The sequence below is a fragment of the Rossellomorea sp. GQ25 genome, assembly GCF_059758515.1.
In genome coordinates, this window is sequence record NZ_JCAXEQ010000002.1 from 95,168 (window position 1) to 119,803 (window position 24,636).

Annotated in this window: 25 protein-coding genes; 11 read left to right on the forward strand and 14 right to left on the reverse strand. The window is 43.6% G+C overall.

Annotated elements, in window-relative coordinates; translation table 11 throughout:
* Positions 1-321 precede the first annotated feature (321 nt).
* Complete coding sequence (gene mnmH / locus AC6CIB_RS06225) at positions 322-1,086, reverse strand: tRNA 2-selenouridine(34) synthase MnmH (protein ID WP_498278840.1); 765 nt, start codon at positions 1,084-1,086, stop codon at positions 322-324.
* Between the two features lie 312 nt (positions 1,087-1,398).
* Here mnmH and AC6CIB_RS06230 point away from each other — a divergent pair, with 312 nt between their 5' ends.
* Entirely contained in the window at positions 1,399-2,949 is a 1,551-nt protein-coding gene (locus AC6CIB_RS06230) for a glycoside hydrolase family 10-like protein (RefSeq protein ID WP_498278842.1), read from the forward strand.
* A gap of 41 nt (positions 2,950-2,990) precedes the next feature.
* On the opposite strand, the gene AC6CIB_RS06235 is transcribed toward AC6CIB_RS06230, so the two are convergent.
* The 7 genes from AC6CIB_RS06235 to AC6CIB_RS06265 all read right to left on the reverse strand — a co-directional run bounded on the left by AC6CIB_RS06235 (position 2,991) and on the right by AC6CIB_RS06265 (position 9,422).
* Positions 2,991-3,542 carry a cysteine dioxygenase gene (locus AC6CIB_RS06235; protein ID WP_498278844.1) on the reverse strand — a complete coding sequence of 184 codons (552 nt, stop codon included), beginning with the start codon at positions 3,540-3,542 and terminating at the stop codon, positions 2,991-2,993.
* A gap of 17 nt (positions 3,543-3,559) precedes the next feature.
* The gene (locus tag AC6CIB_RS06240) at positions 3,560-4,483 is read right to left on the reverse strand and encodes a DMT family transporter (protein WP_498278846.1); all 924 of its coding nucleotides are present in this window, start codon (positions 4,481-4,483) and stop codon (positions 3,560-3,562) included.
* 451 nt (positions 4,484-4,934) lie between these two features.
* Entirely contained in the window at positions 4,935-6,266 is a 1,332-nt protein-coding gene (locus AC6CIB_RS06245) for a 6-phospho-beta-glucosidase (RefSeq protein ID WP_498278848.1), read from the reverse strand.
* A 22-nt stretch (positions 6,267-6,288) separates the two neighbouring features.
* A complete protein-coding gene (locus AC6CIB_RS06250; RefSeq protein WP_498278850.1) occupies positions 6,289-6,579 on the reverse strand; it encodes a hypothetical protein in 291 nt (96 codons plus the stop codon).
* A gap of 359 nt (positions 6,580-6,938) precedes the next feature.
* Complete coding sequence (locus AC6CIB_RS06255; RefSeq protein ID WP_498278852.1) at positions 6,939-8,219, reverse strand: PTS sugar transporter subunit IIC; 1,281 nt, start codon at positions 8,217-8,219, stop codon at positions 6,939-6,941.
* 28 nt (positions 8,220-8,247) lie between these two features.
* On the reverse strand, positions 8,248-8,553 hold the full coding sequence (locus AC6CIB_RS06260) for a PTS sugar transporter subunit IIB (RefSeq protein ID WP_044339788.1): 306 nt from the start codon (positions 8,551-8,553) through the stop codon (positions 8,248-8,250).
* Between the two features lie 2 nt (positions 8,554-8,555).
* Positions 8,556-9,422, reverse strand: coding sequence for a MurR/RpiR family transcriptional regulator (locus tag AC6CIB_RS06265; protein ID WP_498278854.1), 867 nt, complete (start codon positions 9,420-9,422; stop codon positions 8,556-8,558).
* Positions 9,423-9,582: 160 nt separating this feature from the next.
* On the opposite strand from AC6CIB_RS06265, the gene AC6CIB_RS06270 reads away from it, so the two are divergent.
* From AC6CIB_RS06270 to AC6CIB_RS06300, 7 genes are all read left to right on the forward strand, one after another.
* The gene (locus tag AC6CIB_RS06270; RefSeq protein WP_498278856.1) at positions 9,583-9,915 is read left to right on the forward strand and encodes a PTS lactose/cellobiose transporter subunit IIA; all 333 of its coding nucleotides are present in this window, start codon (positions 9,583-9,585) and stop codon (positions 9,913-9,915) included.
* An 18-nt stretch (positions 9,916-9,933) separates the two neighbouring features.
* Positions 9,934-11,022: a DUF871 domain-containing protein gene (locus AC6CIB_RS06275; protein WP_498278858.1), complete on the forward strand. Its 1,089-nt coding sequence runs from the start codon at positions 9,934-9,936 to the stop codon at positions 11,020-11,022.
* Between the two features lie 17 nt (positions 11,023-11,039).
* Positions 11,040-11,954, forward strand: a complete 915-nt coding sequence (locus AC6CIB_RS06280; protein WP_498278860.1) for a BadF/BadG/BcrA/BcrD ATPase family protein — start codon at positions 11,040-11,042, stop codon at positions 11,952-11,954.
* Positions 11,947-13,113, forward strand: a complete 1,167-nt coding sequence (anmK, locus tag AC6CIB_RS06285; protein ID WP_498278862.1) for an anhydro-N-acetylmuramic acid kinase AnmK — start codon at positions 11,947-11,949, stop codon at positions 13,111-13,113. The genes AC6CIB_RS06280 and anmK overlap by 8 nt, the downstream gene beginning before the upstream one ends.
* 17 nt (positions 13,114-13,130) lie before the next feature.
* Positions 13,131-14,030 (forward strand): N-acetylmuramic acid 6-phosphate etherase, encoded by a 900-nt coding sequence (murQ, locus tag AC6CIB_RS06290; protein WP_498278864.1) that lies wholly within the window; start codon positions 13,131-13,133, stop codon positions 14,028-14,030.
* A gap of 99 nt (positions 14,031-14,129) precedes the next feature.
* Positions 14,130-15,542: a glycolate oxidase subunit GlcD gene (gene glcD / locus AC6CIB_RS06295; RefSeq protein WP_498278866.1), complete on the forward strand. Its 1,413-nt coding sequence runs from the start codon at positions 14,130-14,132 to the stop codon at positions 15,540-15,542.
* Complete coding sequence (locus AC6CIB_RS06300) at positions 15,539-16,858, forward strand: (Fe-S)-binding protein (RefSeq protein WP_498278868.1); 1,320 nt, start codon at positions 15,539-15,541, stop codon at positions 16,856-16,858. Before glcD ends, AC6CIB_RS06300 begins: the two co-directional genes overlap by 4 nt.
* A gap of 89 nt (positions 16,859-16,947) precedes the next feature.
* On the opposite strand, the gene AC6CIB_RS06305 is transcribed toward AC6CIB_RS06300, so the two are convergent.
* From AC6CIB_RS06305 to bioD, 3 genes are all read right to left on the reverse strand, one after another.
* Positions 16,948-17,106, reverse strand: a complete 159-nt coding sequence (locus tag AC6CIB_RS06305; RefSeq protein WP_498278870.1) for a hypothetical protein — start codon at positions 17,104-17,106, stop codon at positions 16,948-16,950.
* Between the two features lie 507 nt (positions 17,107-17,613).
* Positions 17,614-18,933 carry an adenosylmethionine--8-amino-7-oxononanoate transaminase gene (gene bioA / locus AC6CIB_RS06310; protein WP_498280481.1) on the reverse strand — a complete coding sequence of 440 codons (1,320 nt, stop codon included), beginning with the start codon at positions 18,931-18,933 and terminating at the stop codon, positions 17,614-17,616.
* Positions 18,934-18,949: 16 nt separating this feature from the next.
* Positions 18,950-19,675: a dethiobiotin synthase gene (gene bioD / locus AC6CIB_RS06315; protein ID WP_498278872.1), complete on the reverse strand. Its 726-nt coding sequence runs from the start codon at positions 19,673-19,675 to the stop codon at positions 18,950-18,952.
* Between the two features lie 95 nt (positions 19,676-19,770).
* Here bioD and AC6CIB_RS06320 point away from each other — a divergent pair, with 95 nt between their 5' ends.
* Positions 19,771-20,343, forward strand: coding sequence for a biotin transporter BioY (locus AC6CIB_RS06320; protein ID WP_498278874.1), 573 nt, complete (start codon positions 19,771-19,773; stop codon positions 20,341-20,343).
* A gap of 170 nt (positions 20,344-20,513) precedes the next feature.
* Here AC6CIB_RS06320 and AC6CIB_RS06325 read toward each other — a convergent pair whose 3' ends face one another.
* Complete coding sequence (locus tag AC6CIB_RS06325) at positions 20,514-21,431, reverse strand: ketopantoate reductase family protein (protein WP_498278876.1); 918 nt, start codon at positions 21,429-21,431, stop codon at positions 20,514-20,516.
* Positions 21,432-21,557: 126 nt separating this feature from the next.
* On the reverse strand, positions 21,558-22,166 hold the full coding sequence (locus AC6CIB_RS06330) for a methyltransferase (RefSeq protein WP_498278878.1): 609 nt from the start codon (positions 22,164-22,166) through the stop codon (positions 21,558-21,560).
* A gap of 309 nt (positions 22,167-22,475) precedes the next feature.
* On the opposite strand from AC6CIB_RS06330, the gene AC6CIB_RS06335 reads away from it, so the two are divergent.
* Positions 22,476-23,435: a sodium:calcium antiporter gene (locus AC6CIB_RS06335; protein WP_498278880.1), complete on the forward strand. Its 960-nt coding sequence runs from the start codon at positions 22,476-22,478 to the stop codon at positions 23,433-23,435.
* A 33-nt stretch (positions 23,436-23,468) separates the two neighbouring features.
* Here the strand turns inward: AC6CIB_RS06335 and AC6CIB_RS06340 are convergent, their stop codons facing one another.
* Entirely contained in the window at positions 23,469-23,693 is a 225-nt protein-coding gene (locus AC6CIB_RS06340; protein ID WP_498278882.1) for a hypothetical protein, read from the reverse strand.
* 238 nt (positions 23,694-23,931) lie between these two features.
* Between AC6CIB_RS06340 and AC6CIB_RS06345 the strand changes: the two genes are divergently transcribed.
* Positions 23,932-24,606 carry an NAD(P)H-dependent oxidoreductase gene (locus AC6CIB_RS06345; protein ID WP_498278884.1) on the forward strand — a complete coding sequence of 225 codons (675 nt, stop codon included), beginning with the start codon at positions 23,932-23,934 and terminating at the stop codon, positions 24,604-24,606.
* Positions 24,607-24,636 lie beyond the last annotated feature (30 nt).

Below are 24,636 nucleotides of genomic sequence, written 5' to 3' on the forward strand. Positions count from 1 at the left end.
GAAATCGCTTTCAAAAAATCGCTCCCCGGAACATTTTTCATCAAAATCCAACATGAATTTTCATGCAAAATTTCAATTAAAAAAATTTTTTTACACCCTGAAATTAAGCTGCTGAAACTCTTCTTCTTTTCCCTCCGATACCAAATTCAAACCAAATGAAGAGGGACGGACCTCCGAGATTTCGGAGGTCCGTCCCTCTTCATTAACACTCATTTATTTGATTCATATGGTGTTCATCATGTTTGGCTAAGTTATTAAAATAGTCATGGATTGTTATTTTGCTTTTGCCGATGGTTATTTCTCTGTGCCATTCTTGGTCATCTATTGACAGGATTGCTTTATGCAGTGTTTGACTCTCTCTTTCATTGGCATCTCAATAATGATATGAAAACCGCTCTCCTTTTTCTCTACTAAAAAGTCAGGGGGAAGCAGCTTTCCGATCCGTTTGCTTTCTGCTTCAAATAAAATAAAGGGAGTTTCCTGCAGCTCCATCAGCTCTTGAAGCAGAAGAGAATCAAAGGTTTTCTGGTTGCTGGGTGTCAACCCGATTTGTCCAAAAATGGAGCCTCGATGATTGGCTACCCCTTCGATATCCAGGATCGGATACCCTTCCTTTTGAAGCTGTTTCAGGATGGCTGTTTTGCCAATACCAGTTCCACCGTTTAACACAAAGGCTTGAGGCTTTACTTCGAATGTCTCCATTTCACTCAATACCCAATGACGATATGCCCTGACTCCTCCTTGAACACGGGAAGTTTTCACACCCATTAAATCCAGGAAGGTGGCAGCCGCTTTGCTTCGCATCCCACCCCGCCAGCAGAAAACCACAATCTCACCATCCAGTTTCTTAAACTCTTTTATAAAATTTGGGAGCTTTCCTGAGAAGATTTCCAGCCCCCGTTCCGTTGCCCTCTCTTTGCTCACTTGCTTATATAGAGTCCCGACTTCTGCTCTCTCTTCATCATTGAAGACGGGTATATTCATACTGCCCGGAATCGTCATTTCCCTGTATTCAGAAGGAGATCTGACATCTACGAATGTATAGTTATTTACATCACATTGATTTATCGTTATATCCTTGAACATTTCATCAACTCTCCTCTTCAACTCTAACTTCTATTTTACCACCACCTCGACCCGATTGTTCGCAACATTCTGTATTCATTCTTTCCCTTTCTTTTCTTTTTAGAACTATTTATCTAGTCAAATCATCCCTCCTATCGATAGAATATTCAGTTTTTTTACCTCGTTGGTACTATATACCATAGAAACGTAACACCTTATAATGAAAATAGAAATAATATTTCATGTTTTTATTTTATTTCGTGAAGTATTATTTCAATAAAATGAAAACGGTTTCTTTAGAGGAAATCAGTTAATGAAGCGGGGGATTTGTTGATGAAAGCAGTAAAGTACATGATCATGGCCGTCTTGTTGTTCTCGCTTGCCCTACCTTTTTCTACAGGAAAAGCAAAAGCGGCGGAAACTCACACGCCTAAACATGAAATGCGTGCAGCATGGATTGCCACGGTTCAAAACATTGATGTGAAAGCTGGAATGGACAAGCAGGAGTATACTGATTGGGTGGAAGAGACCCTTGATGAGCTAAAAGAGTTGAAGTTTAATACCATCATTTATCAGGTGAAACCTACTGTAGATGCCTTCTATCCTTCTGAACTGGCTCCCTGGTCCCAGTACATTACAGGTGACAAACAAGGGACCGATCCGGGATATGATCCACTTGCGATCATGATTGATGAATCTCATAAGCGCGGAATCGAGGTTCATGCATGGGTGAACCCGTATCGAATAACGATGCCAAATCAAACGATTGACTCGCTTGCAGATGATAATGTAGCCAAGCTTCACCCTGAATGGGTCGTGAAATATGGCAAGCAATATTATTTGGACCCGGGTATACCTGAAGTACAAGAATACTTGATTGATACCGTCGAAGAATTGGTGAATAATTATAATATCGAAGCCGTTCACATGGACGATTACTTCTATCCTTACCGAATTTCAGGAGAAACCTTCCCAGATCAAGATACATACAAGAAATATGGCAACTCTTTTGACGATATTGAAGATTGGAGACGAAATAACGTCGATGTTCTTGTAGCTGACATCAATTCAGCCATCAAAGAAATGAAAGAATGGGTCCAGTTTGGTATCTCCCCATTTGGTGTATGGAGAAACATCGCTGATGATCCGACAGGAAGCGATACACAAGCGGGACAAACGAATTATGACGATCTGTATGCAGACACACGTCAATGGATCAAGGATGGAAGCATTGACTATATTACCCCTCAAATCTATTGGTCTAGAAATCTGGCTGTTGCTAACTACTCCGTTCTATTAGATTGGTGGAGTCAGGAAGTGAATGAGTATGCGTACAATCACCCCGTTAATCTTTATATAGGGATGGCTGACTATAAAGTGGGAGACAATTTTGACCAGGAATGGTTCAATCCTTACGAACTGCCTGAACAAATAATGGACAACCGTGAAAATGGAACGGCACTTGGGCAAATGCATTTCTCACTCAAACAAATATTTGAAAACCCACTTGGTTACGCCGATATTATACGGAACGAGGTTTACACCGAGCCTTCTTTAACCCCTGCCACTCCTTGGAACAATGCTGAGCTTCCAAAGAAACCGAACACGGTGAAAGCAGATAAACATAAAGAAGGTATCACGATAAAGATAGATAATAAAAAGCATACCGATGCCAGAAAATATGTCATCTATCGCTTTGATGGCGTGAAAGAAGGAGATTACGAGAATCCGGCTAATATTGTGGATGTCGTGTATTCTCAAGAAGGGCTTACAACGTATGAAGATGCTTCAGCTCTAGAAGGTGGAATGTACACTTATGGTGTTACGTCTGTTTCTCCGACAGGGGTAGAAAGTAAGGATGCAAATACAGTAAGAGTACGATAATGATAGAAAGAGCGTTTCTCCGCAATGGAGAAACGCTCTTTCTATTTTAATTGCATTTCCTTTACCTTTTGCCTGATATGATCCGGCCACCATGCCCCGCATTCTTCAGAAACAACACAGGCAGCACATTTTTCCAAGTCGTACACCATCATACCCTGAATGGGCGGAGAATAGAGATGGAGGGTCACCAGGTCCTCCCCACTCCCCTTCTTCATTTTGTGAACACCCTTTTTCGGTGCAAAAAAGAAAGAACCTTCCCTATATTCGCGATCAACTATCTCCTGTGGAACCTGTTTTTCTATTACTTCAAAGATTGTATTGACTGAAGTCCCGTTCATGACTTGGATCCATCCCTTTGAGTTCCCATGATCATGTGGAGCACATTCCATGTCGGACCAATTCATCACGAGGAGCTCTGCTACTTCATTTTGATAAAGGAGCGTTCGATAATATGGCTTTCCTTCCGGAGACTGTAAGTATGGCTGTAAATCATCGAGACTCAGTTGTAGAGACTGCAAGACTTCTTTAAGTTCTTTCGTTGAAGGGTTGGTCAATTCATCCAATCTATCCTTTATCCGTTCCCTTAAGGTCACCGCGATTCCTCCCTGTGTTATCGTTTCCTCCATAGAAACCGATGGAAAACAGAAATCATCTGGCCATTTACAATCACAACTCCTATTATAATTATGACTCCACCCAGGATGCTTATGAAGAAAATTTTCTCGTGCAGGAGAAAGATCGCCGCAATGAGTGTAGTAACAGGCTCTAAATACAGAAACATCGACACCTTTGACGCATCCAATACCTCAAGTGCCTTTCCCCAATACCAGTACGCAACACCTGATACAAATACACCGAGGAACACCAAGTGGGCCCATCCAACATTTGTTAAAAGAGAAATGCCTTCCCAGCCGCGGTTTCGGATTAGAAAAGGGATGGTTAAGCTAAAACCCAGTAGACTCATATAAAAGGTGATGACGAGAGATGGCAGCTCAATACGGAGTTTTTTCAGCAACACTGAGTAGATGGCCCAATTTAATGTACTGAGAATCATCAGGATATAACCGATGTTGACAGCAAAACCGATAGACTGCCCGCTCCTCGCTGTCGTTACCATCAGCACACCTGTAATAGCTATAATCATGCCAAGCGCTTTTGGAACCGTCATTTTTTCATGTAAAAAAATCATGGAAAGGATGATGGTGAATACGGGAGAAAATGAAATCATCCAACCTGCTGATGATGCATCAATTGTAAGGAGGGCCGTCGCCTGGATCACTTGGTGAATGAAGACCCCAAGGACCCCAAGCACAATCAGATGAGGGATATATTTGAGTGGAATGGTGAGTCGATATCTTTTTAAAAGTAAGAGCATGAGCAGAAACAGAGCTCCGATCACAAACCGAAGAACGAGCAGCGTATACGGGTCAAGGGTGTCTAACACTGCTTTCGTTGATACAAATGATAGGCCCCAGAAGCTGATTGACATCGTGGCATATAAAGAGGCGGCAACCTTTGTTTTAACTGGAATCATGGGCGATGTATCCTTTCGGAAAAAGGTCTTTGTATCATGCTATGCTCGTCCGGCGGAAAGATGTGGGGATTGAGGTGGAATTTGATGTGGGGATGGGATAAGGGTTAGGCGGATTTGAAAATAAATCTGGAAATTTGAAAATAAGTTGGGTGGATTTGAAAATAATTCTGAGAATTTGAAAATAAGTTGCTTAATTTTGAAAATAAACTAGAATCAGGTCCTGCTCAGGCATCGCTTATCCATCTAAGGTCGATAATAAACTGGTCAAAGTCGATAATATATTTGAAAAGTCGATAATAATCATGCCAAACTCGATCATATATCAGGAAAGTCGATTATAAACACACCAAACTCGATCATATACCCACAAAAACCTATTCCGATACCCCCTCTCCTCGCCAACTTCACGCAAAAAAGTGCCCCAAATAGCCATTTGAGACACTCTCCTTCCTTAACTATGTGTAATTCGCTCACGAAACTGCGGTAAATACTCTTTATGCACCTCAAACATTTCATCCAGCAGCTGCTTCGCCTTTACATCACTCGTCACCAACAGATTGATCGTCATGGCAAGCAATGCTTTCTCATAGGACCCTGTAACCGATGCTTCCGCAGCAACCCGTTCAAAAGATTTAATTTGATGAACAAGTCCACTCACAGCCACCGGCAGCTCACCAACTGCAATCGGCTTAGGACCAGACTTCGTAACGACGCAGTTCACTTCCACAGCAGATCCCCTTGGTAGATCACTGATCGCTCCATCATTGCGGACATTCAGCGTTTGAATGTCTCCGCGATCATTATAAATGGATGAGATGAGATTACAAGCCGCATCGCTGTAATAAGCTCCTCCCCTTTGTTCAAGCTGTGGAGGCTTAATATCAAGGTTTTCATCTTTGTAAAGTTCGAAAAGTTCATTTTCTAATTGCTGGACTACTTCGGCCCTGGTGGTCCCCGTCTTGAATTCCTCCAGCTGCTTCTCTAAAATATCACTCGTTTTATAAAAATAGCGATGATAAGGACATGGAATGATTCCTAGACTCTTGATGAACTCCGGTTCCCATGGAAGCGGCGCAATATTCCTCATGCTGACCTGCTTGTCAGGGTTACTCATGATTTCCAGAACGTCCCCTAAAACTGACTCACCGTCCACCAAAACGTCCAATCCGTACACCATATGATTCAATCCGGCGAAGTCGATATGCAGTCGTTCTACCTCCACATCAAGAAGCTTGGCCAATGTCATTCTCGTATTAATGGGAAGATTACATACGCCAACGACCTTAGGATGTGACCCGTAGCGCAGCAAAGCTTCTGTCACCATGCCTGCCGGATTGGTAAAATTGATCAACCAGGCGTCTGGGCAAAGCTCCTGCATTTCATCAGCGATTTCAAGTAGAACCGGGATCGTCCTCATTCCCTTGAACAATCCACCGGCCCCATTCGTTTCCTGACCGATCATCCCATACTTTATCGGAAGCCTCTCATCTTGAATTCTCGCTTTTAGTTGTCCGACTCTCATTTGAGTCGTAACAAAATCAGCATCTGCGAGCGCCTCTTTCCGATCCAGGGTAAGGTGAATTTCCATCGGAACCTTTGCTTTTTCTACCATTCTCTTCGCTAAATTTCCTACTATAGTGAGTTTTTCTTTCCCTGCTTCAACATCCACCAGCCATAGTTCACTCACCGGAAGCTCATCATAACGCTTGATCAATCCTTCAACAAACTCAGGAGTATAGCTTGATCCTCCGCCAATCGTAACGACCTTGATTCCGTTTTTCATTGTGTAAGCCTCCCTCCTATGATTACTTGGCAACAAAGGCCAATATAAAACTTATTAAGAAACTGACAACCACTGCTAATAAAACTCGCTTCTTTTTAACAGAAGCATCTTCAACGGGCCCTTCCATTTTTAAAAGAACAAATGAGAGTCCGGCCGAAGCCGATATCCCCGTTGCTAAAAATACACTCCAATCCTTTGCGAGTCCCGCACTCATCAAAGGATTGGAAAGAAGTAAAAGTCCAATAGATACGGAGATTAGAAGAACAAACACACTCCTAAAACCGATCCGCTTTGGGACAACCGTTTCTGTCATTTGAATCACTCCTAATGCTAATGAAGAAGTGGGAATCCTAGGACCCCCACTTCAGCTTTTTGATATGAATGCTTATGTGGAGAGGGATAAGCCCCTCCACCTTTCTTTTTGTCCAGCTACGGGGCTTAGAGGCTAGAGGTCATAAGCTAATCCGCTAAGAAGGTTAAAGAGCAACCTTCATGCCGGCTTAGCTTATGCTTGTCGCCTCTGGGCAAAGCCCTTCCGCTTTTCTATTTGTCCAGCTCCGGCGGCTAGCCCCTCGAGGTCATAAGTCCAGCCCACCAAAAAGGCAAAGAACACCTTTCCGGTGGACTTGCCTTATGCTTGTCGGGGCTGATCGAGCCGCCTCCGCCTTTCTATTATGCCGCTTGTTGATCGCTTTCTTCCATCTTCATCATCTTCTTGTCGTACATCTTGAAGAATGGGAAATAGATAGCGAAAGAGATTGCGATATTGATAAGAACCATGACAATGGCTCTCCAGTCACCACCCGTTGCCAGGTACGCTCCGATTGGTGCGGGCAGTGTCCAAGGGGGCATGATATAAGTTGGTGATACCAGCCCTATAGTTGTTGCTACATATGCCAGAGTACCAGTGATCAGCGGGATTGTTACAAATGGAATGATCAAAATCGGATTCAATACAATAGGAGCACCGAAGATGATAGGCTCATTGATATTGAAAATACCCGGTACAATACTTGTTCTTCCTAACGCTTTTAAGTATTTTGAGCGGGAGAAGAAGACCATTGCCAGAACTAATCCAAGAGTTGCTCCTGATCCACCTATCCAGATGAACCATTGGTAGAATGTTTCGGGTGCGATGTGTGGAATTGCTTCTCCATTTGCAACCGCATCTGCATTGTTTACAAGGAACACTTCCCATAGTGGACGGGCAACCGTTCCTACTACAGACACCCCATGGATACCGAATGACCAGAAGAACGTAATTAAGAATACCGGAATCAATACGCCGAAAATACTGTCACCAGCGGTAACTAATGGAGCAACCGCTACGCCAATTAGATGATGTAAATCTACTCCGGCTACTACGGTTACAGCAGAAACCAATAGAATAACAATCGCTACAGGAATAAGTGCTTCAAAGCTTCGTGATACAGATGCCGGTACTTGCTCCGGCATTTTGATCGTAATGTTTTTCGTTTTACAAAACCTCAAAATTTCAACTGCCAGAATCGAGACGATCATGGCGACGAATAATCCATGACCACCGAGGTTGGTCATTGGCAGGACCCATCCTTCTCCATCCATTACTTTTGGTGTAATCGTTAATAGAAGTGCAGCTACTGAAATTTGTGCACCGGATAATGGATCCAGGTTATAGCTTTTCGAGAGGTTGTATCCTATCCCGAAGGCTATATAGAGTGACATGATAAACATGGTCAGTCGGTAAGGAATCAGGATTTCAACGATGTTGTCAGCGGCCCACTGTTTGATGTCTCCGAATATTCCGCCATCAGGAAGCGGTGGAAAAGCTAAGATCAGGAAAAATGAACCAACGATAATAAATGGCAGTGCTGAAATAACCCCATCCCGGATTGCTTGCAAGTGCCTTTGTTCAGAGAGCCGGGCCATTGGACCTGACAAGTTGTTCTCTAGAAAATTCACAAACTTTTGCATGTTTGTACCCCCTTGTTTCCTATTTAAATTAGTTGGTTAATTCTTTTACTGTTTTCAGTAAAGTAGGACCGCCAAGTGGAGTGTACGCTTGTGGAGGAATCGGACCACAAGGAACATTCGCTTCATCAGCGGCTTTCTTCACTTGATCAAAGCGGTGTCTGATCTGCGGTGCTACCATACAAACATCCCATCCCTTGGAGATCTCCTCCGATACTTCACCGGTTCCAATTGCATGTACTTCCATCTCAATCCCGGCTTTGTCCCCTTCTTTTTTCAGTGCATTCACGACAATTGCGCTAGACATTCCACCGGAACATACGAATAATACTCTCATCTTTACTCTTCCTCCTCTTTCATTCTTTGAACTACTTCATGTGTATGAATAATTTGCTCGTAAACGCCATGTCCTTTTTTCATGCATAAAGCGACGAATAAAGCGTCAATCACGACGAGTTGAGCAATTCTTGCTGTCATGGTTCCGATTCTGATATTGTGTTCTTCCTCGGAAATCGTTAAGACGATATCAGCGAGCTTCCTTGCGGGGGATTTCCCATGCTGTGTCAATAGAACGATTGTGGCCCCTTTTTCTTGAGCGACGTTCATGAGCTTCAGTATTTCCTTTGTCTGACCTGATGTGGAGACGACGAAGAGAACGTCTCTTTCGGTTAAGTTTGCGGCCATCATCATTTGCACATGGATATCACTCGCTTGAAATGCCAGATAGTTCAGTCGTAATAGCTTTTGCGTAAAGTCTTCCGCTACTACAGCTGAACCGCCTACTCCATACAGGTATACCCGTCCAGCTTTATGGAACGCGTTCACAGCCCGATCCAGTTCATTTATGGAAAAAAGCTTTTCCGTGTTCTTGATCGCTTGATAGGTGTTCACCAGTACTTTGTTGAATACGGTTTCAAGATTGTCTTCAAAGTGCAGAAGTGTATTGATGTCATGACTCTTTGTTTCTTCAATATTCGAGCTTTTGGCCAATTCGATCTTCAAACCGCTGAAACTATTGATTCCGATTCGTTTGCAGAACCGGATGATGGCTGCTTCACTGCTGCCACATGATTGTGAGAGTTGCTTTGTCGTCATTTCCATTACTTTCTCAGGAAACTCCAACACATATTGAGCAACCGCAATTTCAGACGGGGTGTAGTTCTCCATCTGACTTTTGATGTGTTTTAATACTTGAAATTCCGTCATAGTCACCTCCAAAAAAATGATTGTCTTGAAAAGGCTTTCAGTTTAATATGATTATATGCGATAATGAAATTAAATTTCAATATTATTTTAAAATATTTAAACTTTTATTTTACTATTCTAGTAGAAAATGATTCTAAACAGGAATGAGGAGGAATACACAATGGCAGAGGTACGCAACGTAGAAATGGAGATTTTTGAAATTATATCAAACGGCGGGAATGCAAAAAGCATCGCATATGTGGCCCTGACAAAGGCACATGAAGGTAAGTTTGAAGAAGCTGAAGAGATGCTGAAAACAGCCCATGCAGAACTGAACAAAGCTCACAAAACGCAAACGAGTCTCATTCAGGCTGAAATCAATGGAGAAGATTTTGAAAAATCACTTCTGATGATTCATGCTCAAGACCACTTGATGACCTCCATCAGTGAAATTTCTTTAATTGAACAAATGATTCCCCTGTTAAAAAGAATAGATGCACTGGAAAACAAATAATTTTAAGGAGGCATACCAATGAGTAAAAGACTGGGAGTTTCAATTTACCCAAACCATTCCACGACTGAAAAGGATAAAGAATATCTTGCTCTGGCCTCATCTTACGGATTTAAGCGAGTGTTCACCTGCTTACTATCAGTGGAGGGGGATAAGGATGGAATCATCTCGAACTTTAAAGAAACGATTAAATTTGCCCGTGAAAAAAATATGGAAGTCATCGCTGATATCAGTCCCCGTATTTTCAAAGAACTGAACATCTCGTATGATGATTTATCCTTTTTTGCCGATCTGGGTGCTCACGGTATCCGCCTTGATCTCGGGTATACAGGGCATGAAGAATCGATGATGTCGTACAACCCATATGATTTGAAAATTGAACTCAATATGAGTAATGCAACGAAATACATCGATAACATCATAACGTATCAACCGAATAAGGATCAATTGCTTGGATGTCATAACTTCTATCCGCACCGCTACTCCGGTTTATCCTATCCATTCTTTATTGAATGCAGTAAAAAGTTTAAAGACTTCGGGATGAGAACGGCAGCGTTTGTTTCTTCTTCCGATGCAACACTCGGTCCCTGGCCGGTCACGGAAGGATTGCCTACATTAGAAATGCACCGTACTCTTCCTATTGATGTCCAGGCTAAGCATCTTTTTGCCACAGGGTTAATTGATGATGTCATTATTAGTAACGCTTATGCATCAGAAAGTGAAATGCAACTGCTTAGCGAACTGAACACATCGAAGCTGACCTTTACAGTCGAAACCCACGAAACGACAACAGACTTAGAAAAGACGATTATATTTGAAGAACCGCACTTCTATCGTGGTGATGTATCTGATTATCTGATCCGCTCGACTCAAAGCCGCGTGAAATATCGTGGAAGAGAATTTGCTCCCCACAATACGGTTGACATAAAGCGCGGAGACATCGTAATTGAAAACGACCTATATGCCCAGTATGCAGGAGAACTTCAAATTGCGCTTCAAGATATGGAGAACTCAGGCAAAACCAATGTGGTGGGACGTATCCGTGAAGAAGAAATCTTCTTAGTGGATTACCTGAAGCCTTGGGGTAAATTTGCCTTTCTAACTAAGTAATGTGGAGGTTTCTTTAGATGACTAGAGTAATAGGAATCGATGCAGGCGGGACGAAAATTCAAGGACTCGTTCTTGATTTAGAGAAGAACATCCTGTTTCAAAGCTTATCCGGACACGGCAATCCAACGGTTTCCTTTGAAGAGGCATTAACCAATCTCTCTTCCGTGATTCAACAATGCTTGGATTACACTTCTTCTGAAGAGGTTTCCCATATTGTGATCGGGATGGCAGGTGCCGAGTCCGGTAATCTGGCTCATCGAATCAAGATGGAGTTACAAAGGATAACTTCCCTGCCTATTATCCTTTTGAATGATGCCACCCTCGCCTATTTCAGTTTAATCGGGAATCAGAACGGTGTGATGACCATTGCGGGAACGGGTTCGATTTGTTATGGACGAAACGGGAAACAGGAAGGAACTACCGGCGGCTGGGGACATCTTCTTGGTGACGAAGGCAGTGCTTATCATATTGCAATTGAAGCATGTAAACAGATTTCGATGGAGATGGATTCAGGTAAACCACTTTCCCCTCTTTCCCATAACATTTTAAACGAAATCGGAGCGAGTGATGGGAAAGGGTTAAAAGGGTTTATCTATTCTTCTACCAAAGGTGAAATGGCAAAGCTTGCGAAAGTGATTCACAAGCAAGCTGAGGCTGGTAATGAAGCGGCCTTTCTATTATTTAAAATAGCCGGGGAGCAGCTTGCCCGTCAGACGATTGCCTTATTGGAGAAACTACAGATCGATGTGAATCCGGTTATCGCCTTAAAAGGAAGTGTCCTTGAACATAATGTGGTGGTGCAATCCAATTTTAAAGAAATGATTTCAGAGCGTTTTCCAGACGCTGCCTATATCGTCGACTCAACCTCCCCTGCCACCGGGGCAGTCGATGTGACAGAAGCCATCAGGGAAGGAAGGTTGTCATATGAGTAAGCGTTTAGCTGTTGGGTTAATGTCCGGTACGTCTGTGGATGGGGTGGATGCTGCCCTTGTTTCAATTGAAGGCAGCGGCACGGATACAAAAGTGGAGCTCGTTCATTATTCGACGACTCCCTTCCCTCCACACGTAAAAAAGAAGATCTTCGACGTTATGAGTGTCACAGAATCGTCCACTCCCCTCCTTTCCAGCTTGCATTTTGAGCTTGGAGACGTTTATGCCGAGGCTGTTTTGAAGGTGTGTACAGAGGCTGACGTTTCAGTAGAGGCGTTAGACTTTATCGGATCTCACGGGCAAACGGTCTATCACCAGCCCTTTCATACGGAAGATTCGGTTCCTTCTACTCTACAAATTGGTGAGCCGAGCGTGATTGCGTATCGAACAAACACTCAAGTCGTCTCCAATTTCCGCTCCATGGATATGGTTGCCGGCGGTGAAGGGGCACCACTTGTACCTTATACTGAATTCCTTCTCTATCGAAAAAAAGATCAGGGAAGACTTCTTCAGAATATTGGCGGCATTGGAAATGTGACCGTACTTCCTAAAGATTGCGCTCTTCAAGAAGTATTCGCGTTTGATACTGGTCCCGGAAATATGGTTATAGATGGATTATGCGAGCGACTATTCGGTCTATCTTTTGATGAGGATGGAGCGATTGCTGCGAAAGGAACGGTCCGCAAAGACGTCGCACAGAAATGGATGGAATGGGAGAAGGATTTCTTCCTTAAAGAACCTCCAAAATCAACGGGTCGCGAGCTGTTTGGAGAAGTATTCGTGAATCGGATCCTCGAAGAGTTTGGTGATCTTTCGAAAGAAGACCTGATTGCGACGGCAACCTACTTCACTGCTCTGACGATTTCGGTTTCTTATGAGAAATTCATTCTTCCAGAGCACCCTATTAACGAAGTCATCATTGGCGGCGGCGGAAGCTACAATGGGACACTTCTCCGTATGATGAGGGAGCTTCTTCCTCAGTTAGCCATTCACATTCAGGAAGATTTCGGCTATTCTTCCGATGCCAAAGAAGCGATCGCCTTTGCCCTCCTGGCAAACGAAACGCTTCACGGAAATCCGGGCAACGTCCCAGGAGCAACAGGAGCAGGTAAACCCGTCATACTGGGGTCCATCACTCCCCGTCCCGTATTTACAAATTGAAAGGCAGGTACTGTAGAGTGGACCTTCATAAGATCCTGACTGAAACGAGAAATCCTCATACATTAAACATAGATACATTAAGCACGGAGAATATTTTGGAAAAAATCAATGGAGAAGATCAAACTGTTGCATACGCCGTGGAAAAAACCATCCCTGTCGTGGCAGGTGTGGTCGATTCCATCGTCGCAGGTTTAGAAAAAGGCGGCCGTCTTCTTTATGTAGGTGCAGGCACAAGCGGACGCCTAGGCATCCTTGACGCATCAGAGTGCCCGCCTACCTTTAGCACAGATCCCGGCAAGGTGATCGGAATCATCGCGGGTGGTGAAAGAGCCATCCAGTTTCCCCTGGAAGGCGCAGAGGATGATGAAGAAGGCGGCCGCAACGATATCGCGATTCGTGAAGTTGGCGCAAATGATGTCGTGGTTGGTATTGCTGCAAGCGGACGAACGCCTTATACGATAGGGGCCTTAAAGGAAGCAAAATCAAGAGGTGCTGTAACCGCGTCTGTTGTGTGCTCACCTCAATCCCTAATGTGTGATGTGGCCGATCATTCGATCGTCGCAGAAGTCGGTCCGGAAGTCGTCACAGGCTCGACACGCATGAAAGCCGGAACAGCCCAAAAACTGATCCTTAATATGCTCACAACCGCATCCATGATCAAACTTGGCAAAGTATACAGCAATCTCATGGTCGACGTGATGCCTTCAAACGAAAAACTGAAAGTCAGAGCGCGCAACATCATCATGGAAGCAGCGGACGTCTCTGAACAAGAAGCAACCGAAGCCCTTGAAACATACGGCAGCGTCAAACCTGCCATCCTATCGCTTCTGACAGGCCTCGAAGAAAAAGAAGTCTACGACCTTCTCACCCTTCACAAAGGCCACCTGCGCTCAGCCCTGAAAGCCGCAATGAAATAACCTTTTATGAGGGACGGACCTTGACTAAACGTCAGGTATCGTCTCTTTACTCTTTTTATATCCGATTTGAAAAACATGTTAAAAAAGGTGGAAATTAGTATGATCACTCCTAACATCAAAAAACAGTTCATCGAAATCGTTGGCAAAGAAAATTACAGGGATACTCCCGCGAAAAAGCTTGTCTATTCCTATGACGCAACTCCTAATTACCAATCCATGCCTGACGCGGTCATCGTTCCCCGCTCGACAGAGGAAGTATCAGAAATCGTGAAAATCTGCAACGAGCATGGCATTCCAATCGTCCCAAGAGGATCCGGAACGAATCTCTGCGCAGGCACCTGCCCTACAGAAGGCGGACTTGTTCTCTTATTCACCCATATGAACAAGATTCTGGAAGTGGACGAAGAGAATCTGACGGTTACCGCCCAGCCTGGTGTGGTGACCCTGGATCTCATTCATACAGTTGAAGCAAAAGGTCTCTTCTATCCTCCTGACCCAAGCTCCATGAAAATCTCAACGATCGGTGGAAATATCAATGAGAACTCCGGTGGATTGAGAGGATTGAAATATGGAGTTACACGGGATTATGTACTGGCTTTAGAAGCTGTGCTCCCTAACGGAGACATCATCCGTACCGGGGGAAAACTCGCAAAAGACGTTGCTGGCTATGATTTAACCCGCCTTTTCGTTGGATCTGAAGGAACCCTATGCGTCATCACCGAAGCGACATTAAAGCTCGTTCCCATGCCTGAAACGAAGCAAACGATGCTGGCCCTCTATCAGGATATTGAAGCAGCTGCCCAAAGCGTTTCAAGTATCATCGCCAATCGTATTATTCCGACTACCCTTGAATTTTTAGATCAGCCTACACTTGAGGTGGTTGAGGATTTTGCCAAAATCGGGTTACCAACCGATGTAAAAGCAGTACTCTTGATCGAACAGGACGGTCCTCCGGAAGTGGTTGCACGTGATATGAAACGAATGGAAGAAGTGTGTTTACAGAACAACGCCGTATCCGTTCAATTAGCCAAAACGGAGATAGAAGCAGATGCCCTTCGTACCGCCCGCCGCTCTGCCCTATCGGCACTGGCCCGTCTCAAACCGACGACGATTTTAGAGGACGCGACGGTTCCACGCTCGGAAATCGCCAAGATGGTGAAAGCGATCAATGATATTTCCGATCGCTATGAGTTGAAGATTTGTACCTTTGGTCATGCCGGGGACGGAAACCTTCACCCGACGGTTGCGACAGATGCCAGGGACCATGATGAAATAGAACGTGTCGAAGCGGCATTCGAAGAAATCTTTGCTCATGCCATTGAATTGGGCGGAACCATCACTGGAGAACACGGTGTCGGCATGATGAAAGCCCCTTACCTCGAATGGAAACTGGGACCCGAAGGCATTGCAGCCATGAAAATAATCAAGCAATCATTCGATTCGAACAACATTATGAATCCGAATAAAGTATTCGCTAAAGAATCAAGAAAACGTGTGGTGATTTCAAGATGACAACCCTTCTAGAAAAACAAAAGATACAACAGGAATTTAAAGACCGCATGGATGAAGATGAATTATTGAATTGTATGAGATGCGGTTTCTGTCTCCCTTCCTGCCCTACGTATATTGAGTCAGGATTTAAAGAATCCCACTCCCCTCGCGGTCGAATTGCCTTAATGAAGGCAGTGGTGGATGGTGTCATAGAACCCGATGAAGAAGTCGAACGAACATTGGATTTGTGCTTAGGCTGCAGAGCCTGTGAACCCGTTTGTCCTTCCGGTGTGAACTACGGTCACCTATTAGAAGACGCACGCGATATCATCAATCAAAATAAAAAACATTCCCTTCCTGTACGGGTCCTTCGAAAAACCGTTTTTGAAGGATTATTCCCACACCAGGACAGAATGAGAATGGTCACGAACCTTCTTGGAATCTACCAACGCTCAGGATTGCAGAAGGCGGTCCACAGGACGGGTGTGATAAAACTATTACCGGAAAGCATGGCGACAATGGAACGCGTACTTCCTCAAGTTCCAAAGTTGAAAGACATGAAGGAACGCCCAACGTCTCTTTCCTCGATTGGTGACGTCCGTAAAAAAGTCGCTTTCTTCTCTGGCTGTTTAATGGATACGATGTTTCTGGAAACAAATAATGCCACTACGAAACTATTGCAGTTGGCAGGCTGTGACATTGTGATCCCAAAGATGCAAACCTGCTGCGGAGCCTTACATGGTCATAGCGGTGAAAAAAATGCAGCGAAGGATTTGGCAAAGCGAAACATCGCTGCTTTTGAAGAATCAGGAGTCGATTACATCATCACCAATGCCGGGGGATGCGGAGCCTTTCTCGTCGACTATGATCACTTACTGAAAGATGATCCAGATTGGAAAGAACGTGCGGTTCAATTTATAAATAAAATCAAAGACATCTCTTCCATTCTTGTAGAATTAGAGTTTCATAAAAAGAAATTGAACATTTCCTCTCAACGGATCACGTATCAGGATTCGTGTCACTTGCGAAACGTGCAGCGTACATTTGCGGAACCAAGGCTCCTCCTTCGATCAGTGGAAGGTGCTGATTACGTCGAGATGAAACAAGCCGATCACTGTTGCGGATCAGCCGGGATCTACAACATCGTCGAATCAGAAATGTCCATGAAGATCCTCGATCACAAAATGGACAACGTCGAACAAACCCAAGCAACCACCATCATCACATCAAACCCAGGCTGCCTCCTCCAAATGAAACTCGGCATCGAACGGGAAGGCCTATCTAACAAAATGCGTGCAATCCACATCGTAGACTTTTTATTGGAAGCAATTCAGTGAGAGGGACGGACCTCTTCATTTACTCAAGTCCCGTTAAATCAACGTTTTGGTTTCGGATGGGGTGATTGGAGGTCCGTCCCTCCTTTTTTTTACTTTTTGATTTTTAAAAATGAAAAGTAGACGAGAAAGGAAAGGATGATTCCATAGGCTGCTAGTAGAGTAAGAGAATTAGTGGCGTTTGATGTAAGCCAGATGGACATGGCTGCGATGAGGACTATTGGTGCGCTTATCCAGATTGTTTTGTTCATTTTTGGACCTCCTTTTGGTACTAAGTAATTGATATTGATATATACGTTTGGGCTGTGGAATGGTTTCCTTTTTTATTGTTGAGAGGTGGTTGATTTCGGTGTGTACCTGGTACAATTCAGGTGTTTGGAGCCTGGTACATTCTAAGGGTTTGTAACTGGTTCATTCTCGCTTATTCGCATCCTTGCAAATCAACATATTGGGGACTTCCATCGGGATAATAGATAAATCAGCAGCTTAAAATCGTCACTTATTCAGCTGCTGATTTTCCTGGAATATTCAACAGGTGAATTTCTTTGATATTTCAACAGGAGAATAAACGCTATTATTCTCCTGTTGAAACTCATCTAATTTTGCCACCTGATTCCCAGCGTTTTTTCACCTGTTAAACTACCACAAATTCAAACCAACAATCACTACACAAAAAGAGACGAACCCCACCCAAGGTCCGTCCCTCACTCTAACGTTTTGATTAGGGGCGTGGGGGGGTTGGAGGTCCGTCCCTCTCCCTAAACCCCAACCGCTCCCTTCGTTGTGATTTCTATAGCTTCCACCATAATCCCTACCATTTTCTCAAGCTCTTCTTCGGTTGTGGCGAGTGGCGGCATGAAGACGATGGTGTCTCCTATCGGACGGGTTAGCATACCCAGTTCACGCATCTTGATGGTGGTCCAGTAGCCGACTCTGTCTTCCCATAGGAACGGCTTATTACTGGCTTTATCCTGCACCAACTCAATGCCGCAAATCATTCCAAGCTGTCTAATGCTGCTTACATGTGGATGATCCTTTAATGGAGCTAACAAGGATTCAATGATTCTCGCTTTCTCTTGAACTTTCCCAATCAGATTTTCTCTTTCATAGATCTCCAGATTCGCCAATGCCGCAGCACACCCAAGCTGGTTTCCTGTATAGGAGTGGCCGTGGAAGAAGGTTTTCAGTGATGTGTAATCATCATAGAAAGCTTCATAGACTTCTTCGGAGGTTAAGGTTGCTGCAATAGGGAGGTATCCTCCGGTGATCCCTTTTGCCACTGTCATGATGTCAGGCTGGACTTGTTCGTGCTCGACTGCGAACATTTTGCCTGTACGGCCGAAGCCTGTTGCCACTTCATCGACAATCAGAAGCACCTCATATTTTCGGCAAAGCTTTTCGACCCCTTTAAAGTAGCCCTTTGGCATAATATTCATGCCGCCAGCACCCTGTATCAACGACTCCACTGTCATCCCGGCAATCTCATGATGATGCTCTTTCAAAATCCATTCCAGTTCCTCAAGTGCACGATCTCGAATCTCTTCTTCATCCTCTAAATCTGGGTGATGTACTACATCAGGGAACGGGGCAACGAGTGATTCGAACATAAGAGATTTGTAGACTCTATGAAAAATGTCCACTTTCCCTACACTGATCGCACCGACCGTATCACCGTGATAGGCATTTTGAAGAGTGATAAACTTATGCTTTTCCGGCTTTCCTTTATTTTGCCAATATTGATAGGCCATTTTAATGGCAATTTCAACAGAGGTTGCACCGCTGTCTGAATAAAAGACTCTCGCTAATATCGCCGGAGAAAATTCAACCAGCTTCTCGGCTAACAAAATAGATGGAACATTGGTGGCACCGAGCAAAGTAGAATGTGCGATTTTATCGAGCTGATCCTTAATCGCTTGATTGATTTCCTCATTACGATGGCCATGAACATTTAGCCAAAGAGAAGAATATCCATCAAGATATAGGTTGCCGTAGATGTCTCGAAGATAAACGCCTTCCCCGCTTTCAATCACTAACGGATGCTCATCATAATCCTTCATCTGTGTAAACGGAAGCCACATATACTGACTGCTTTTTTCAATTAGCTGCTGTTGGTTCACTCTGTACATCCTCCTCTAACTCTTCAAGTTTCCAATTTTTAAATAACTCATGTACATCGACTTTTTCAAAAGAATCCTGTGTTATGTATGGCAGTACACCGATTACCTTTACACCGGTTAATGTTTCGATCATTCGTTTGTTGTCCCGCTCAATCTCAGGCATCTCATCTATGGATGTCTGATTCAGGATGATGCCTGCAATTTCAATACTTCGTTGTTTCAATGCCATCACAGACAAGACCGTATGATTAATTGTGCCAAGTCCCGCTCGCGCGACAAGAATGACAGGCAGTGACATTCGTTCTATTAAGTCAAGAATGGTCTCTTCTTCGTTTAACGGGACAATCAGCCCTCCCGCTCCTTCAACCAATAAAAGTTCGTGATTGCTTTGTAACTTCTCCACTTGTTCTAAAATTGGCTTAAGTTCAATCTTCACCCCGTCAATTGAAGCTGCAAGATGAGGAGAGCTTGGCGTTTTTAATAAATATGTATTCCCATCTTTTCCAAAAGAACGATTAGTGACCTCTTCATAAAATTCAGTATCGGGAGCTACTAGTCTATCTTTCTTCAAAAAAGCTCCACTTTGCACGGGCTTATACGGGAATACATCAATGCCCTTTTCCAAGAAGTACTTAGTTAACAATCCAGTAGTTAAGGTTTTGCCTATATCCGTATCTGTGCCGGTGATGAAAAATCCTTTCATATTTTCCCTCCTTTTTATGTTAACCTTATTTACAAATTGGTTAACATTTAAGATAATATCAATCATACCACAGTTTTGGTGAGGAGAAAATGAAAATGGGAAAAACGAGAGAATTGGTCTTATGTGGTCTTTTTGCTGCATTAATGGCGGTAGGAGCCAATGTGTCTCCTTTTTTAATGATTGGAGGCGTCCCGGTCACCCTTCAGTTGATGTTTGCCATCATCGCAGGAGGAATGCTTGGGAGCCGGGTGGGAGCGAAGGCGATGACGGTTTATTTAGCTCTGGGATTAGTAGGGGCACCGGTCTTTGCACAATTTAAAGGAGGACCTTCAAGTTTACTCAGTCCTACCTTTGGATTTATTCTATCCTTTATCTCGGTTGCGTTCGCCGTGGGAATCGTTTTGGAAAGGAAGCGTACATTTGGAGGATACCTCACTGCAGGAATTCTGGGTTTATTGTTAAATTACATCATTGGAACGAATTTCATGTACCTGGCCCTAACATTTTGGGCGGAAGCACCGGGCGGATTCAGTTACACGGTTGCCTGGGGATGGATGGTTGCGTATCTGCCACTGGACGTAGCAGTCACGGCTGTTTCCATGGTAGTTCTTCAGCGATTGTATAAGGTGGTTCCGTCGAGGAATATGAGTCCTTCTTTTCATAAATAAGGGGACGGTACAGAGAATTTTTATGGATTGGCAGCTGAGGGATTGGATTCAGCTGCTGATTTCCGCCTGATTTTCAGCATTTATTTAACAACTGAATCACCCATAAAACCAACTCCATTCCACAAAAAGACACCCAACACCTTATAACAGGTATCGGATGTCTCTCATCTTTATTTACTTGCTGTTTCATAAATCTTCAAATTCCCATAAATCAAACGCAACTCACGCGCTTCAATCCCCTGGGCTTCTGCAGCCTTCAATAAATATCCGTATAAATGCTCCGCTTCCACGGAGAGATTTTTTTCCATATCCCGCTGTAAGGATGACTTCATGCTATAACCCATTTGATTGATCTTATCGTATTGAGCTTCTTCTATCTTTTCAGCAAGTGGCGCTTTTAAGCTTCTCATAATCGCCGCGGCTTCATAAAGGACCCCTTTGATCCTACCAGCTCCCTCTGCTATTTCCCGAATCGGGCCAATCGGTGCCCGGTATAAGGATGTGACACCTGAAAGAGTGGAAATAAATAAATACTTATGCCACATTTCCTGCTCGATGGTGTCGGTTAATCGAAAGTTTGCTTTCGTCCCTGATAATGCCTCTTCAAGATGTGCAATTCTTTCGGTTCTTTCACCGCTTCTCTCCCCAAAAACAAGGTCATGTATGGGACTTGATTGAATGACCTTCCCTGTTTCATCAAGCGTTGACTCCACAAAGCATAAACCGCCTATCACTCTTTCTTTCCCGAATGCTTTTATAAGATTGTCTACGTGAGACATTCCGTTTAAAAGTGGTAGAATCATCGTATTTTCACCCACGAAGGAGTGAAGGCTCTCGATTGCTCCCTTGAGATGATAGGCCTTGGTTGAAAGGATGATGGCGTCAAAGGGCTCTGCTTTTTCTTCTGATCTCATCGTTTTCGGCTTGCAGTGAAAATCACCATGTACACTTTCAATTTGCAGTCCACGTTCTTTCAGCTGCTGCTCTCTTCGCTCACGGACGAGAAACGTAACATCCTCGCCTTTCTCTACCAATCTACCACCGAAGTAGCCCCCAACGGCACCTGCACCAACCACTAGTATTCTCATTCCATCCGCCTCCTTTTACTTTTCAATGCCATGTCACTATTCTCCGATATGAAAGCGGATAAATCAAAAATATTGACTTTGCAGAAAAATAAGGTGCCCTCCCAAAATAGTCAGGAGACACCACATTCAAAACATCAACCCGTACACCAAAAATCGCTCATACTCATTCTTTTCATAATCCCCTGACAAATTCACCTCTTTCCGCAAGACGAAAAGGGGGTGATCTTCTAAATAATGCACATAATCATCCGAGCTATAGTACAACACGATCTCGATATCACGTGGTGATTGTTCCACTGAAAAGAGGATGTTATTGATGATCCTCATGAAAATTTGAACGGAAAACGGATTAAAAAAATAAAATCGGTTATCCTTTGGATGGATAGTATACTCTTCTGCAAGGCAGTGATAAAAGTAAAGATTATCATGTTTGGTTTTTGCCTTTTTTAAATAGCTTTCCCGGTTCGCCACGGCTTCTTCATAAAACCCTTCATTCATTTCAATGCCAACAACGGTAGATTGAAATAGATGGTGTATAAAGAAATTCAATCTCCCTTTTCCACATCCAAAATCAACCACGCGATCGCTGCCATTCAATCTATAATGTCTGAATAATTCATCCAGTGCTTGATACGGAGTCGGTTCATACCGATGATAATGAAAAGACCGGTGAAACCCCATCTGCAACTCACTCGTCCGAACACCTAATAATTCATCATAATTCTCTTCCTTCATACATACTCCTTCATTTCTTTATTCATATCGTATTCAAAAGCTTGTTTCACTTGAAATCCCCTGTCTACTTTAGCTCATTTCCTTCCTTAAACTCCCTCCATATATAAGCACTTTCATTGACAAACCCTCAAAATCCTAATACATTAATAATAACAAGGGGAGTAGCGACCGGTAAACGGCTGATGAATCGTCATCCCGGTATGAAAATACCTGGTTCATCAGGCTGGGCTCATTCTTCAGCACGCAAGACCTTGGTACAAAAATTTGTGCCGGGGTCTTTTTTGTATGCGCTGGCTTGGAGGAGATTATATGGTTTACATTGTTTTTTTACTCGCTGCAGCCATCGTGGTTGCGGCCGCTATTTACCTGAATCAGTTCGGAGATGTCATCAGTAAGAAGTCTTCATTAAGTGGGGCTGTCGTAGGGACATTCCTCATTGCAGGGGCAACGTCACTCCCTGAATTAACAACGAGCTTAACGGCGGTTTATATCGATAACCCTGATATTGCCGTAGGAAACATGCTCGGTAGTAATGTGTTCAATCTTTTCATCCTGGCAGTGGTCGATCTTATTTATCGTAAAAAAAGATTGTTCCAAAAGGTGAACAGGAAGGCAAATATCCCTTCTGCGCTATTTGGATTCCTGTTTCTCATGATCATCATTTTCGCCCTTTTCATGCCGGGTTCCATTGAAGTGTTTGGCGTGGGGATCGAAATGTTTATCATCGTGTTTCTATACTTCGTTGCGATGAAATTCGTTTCCAGCGATGATGCTGAAGGAGAATCCGTACCTACAAAGGATTATTCCCTCAAAACGGCAGTTATCGGTTTTATCATTGCTGCACTGGTTGTGTTTGCATCAGGTAGTGTGTTATCGATTGCAGGGGACCAATTGGCAAAGGCAACCGGCATGAACTCAAGCTTTGTCGGGAGCTTTCTCATCGCTGCTTCGACTTCCCTGCCCGAACTCGTGACGGTTCTTGCTGCTTTTAAACTGGCAAACTATAATATGGCGATCGGCTCTATTCTCGGAAGCAATCTGTTTAACATTCAACTGCTCGTCCTGACCGATGTCCTTTACCGAAAAGGTGCCATCCTTGAAGCAGTCGATACGTCTCATACCTTTATCGCAGTCCTGGGCCTATTCATGACACTCGTCATCGTATACTTGCTTCTACGACCAGCCAATGTCATGAATAAGTGGCGATACATGGCTCCTTCCTTTATTATTACCGTTTTGTATATTGTCGTATCGTATGTATTATTTTAAACACCAAAAGGCGTGCCAGGCACGCCTTTACTTTTAAATAGGCTTCAAAATTGTCCGCTGCAACGGAACCCCGCCCATTGATACATTCCGTTCAATAAACAAATAGGTACGACCATCCACAATAAACGTTCGATTTCCCTTGTATTTCACATCATTCCCTTGTTGCTCAAGCTCTTTTCTGATTGCCTCAATGTACTCTTCTTCCTTGAAAAATCGTTCTTCAAAGTCGATTTGGATGTATCCTTTTCGGTAGCCCATCAGCCAATTGAACAAGAAGAGCAGAGCGATGACTGCTAGTACAATTCATATAAATCCCATCCATTCTCATCCCCTCTCTATCGTTCTCTTACCTTATATACGAAGCAGATAGGCCTTATGTTTCAATTTTCCCAAAATTCCAATCAAAATAAAGTTGTTCAGGCACATCACATGATTCACCTCTTCACTTATGGTAAATTTAACATGATTGAATCAATGGATAAGGAGTGAATGTTCGATGGCTGATAAAGAACTAGTAAAGCAAGACATTTTAGATGCCTACCATTTCAGGCATGCAACAAAGGAATTCGATCCAAACAAGAAAGTATCCGATGACGATTTACGATTCATCATGGAAACTGGCCGTCTGTCACCAAGTTCCTTTGGATTCGAGCCTTGGAGATTTGTCGTGATTCAAAACCCTGAACTGAGAGAAAAGATCAAGAACACGGCTTGGGGAGCATACGGAAAATTGCCAGAAGCCAGTCATTTCGTCGTAATCCTCGCTAGAACGAAAAAAGATACGAAATACGATTCACAATACTTACAGGATCATTTTAAAAACGTGAAAAACCTGCCAGAAGATCATATGGCAAAATACTTAGAAAAAATCGAGCAGTTCCAAAAGGTTGATTTCGATTTATTGGAAGGTGATCGTCCCCTATACGACTGGGCCGGAAAGCAAACCTATTTAGCCCTTGGAAATATGATGACAGCAGCCGCTCAAATCGGTGTAGACTCGTGTCCGATCGAAGGCTTTGACATCGGAAAGATGAATACGCTTTTAGATGAGGAAGGATTGTTGGAAGATGGCCGTTTCAGCATTTCCGTCATGGTGGCATTCGGTTACCGGGTGAAGGATCCAGCACCGAAAACGCGTCGACCTTATGAAGATATCGTGAAGTTCGTTTAATCTTAAAATGCCCCCGGTTACAGAACCGGG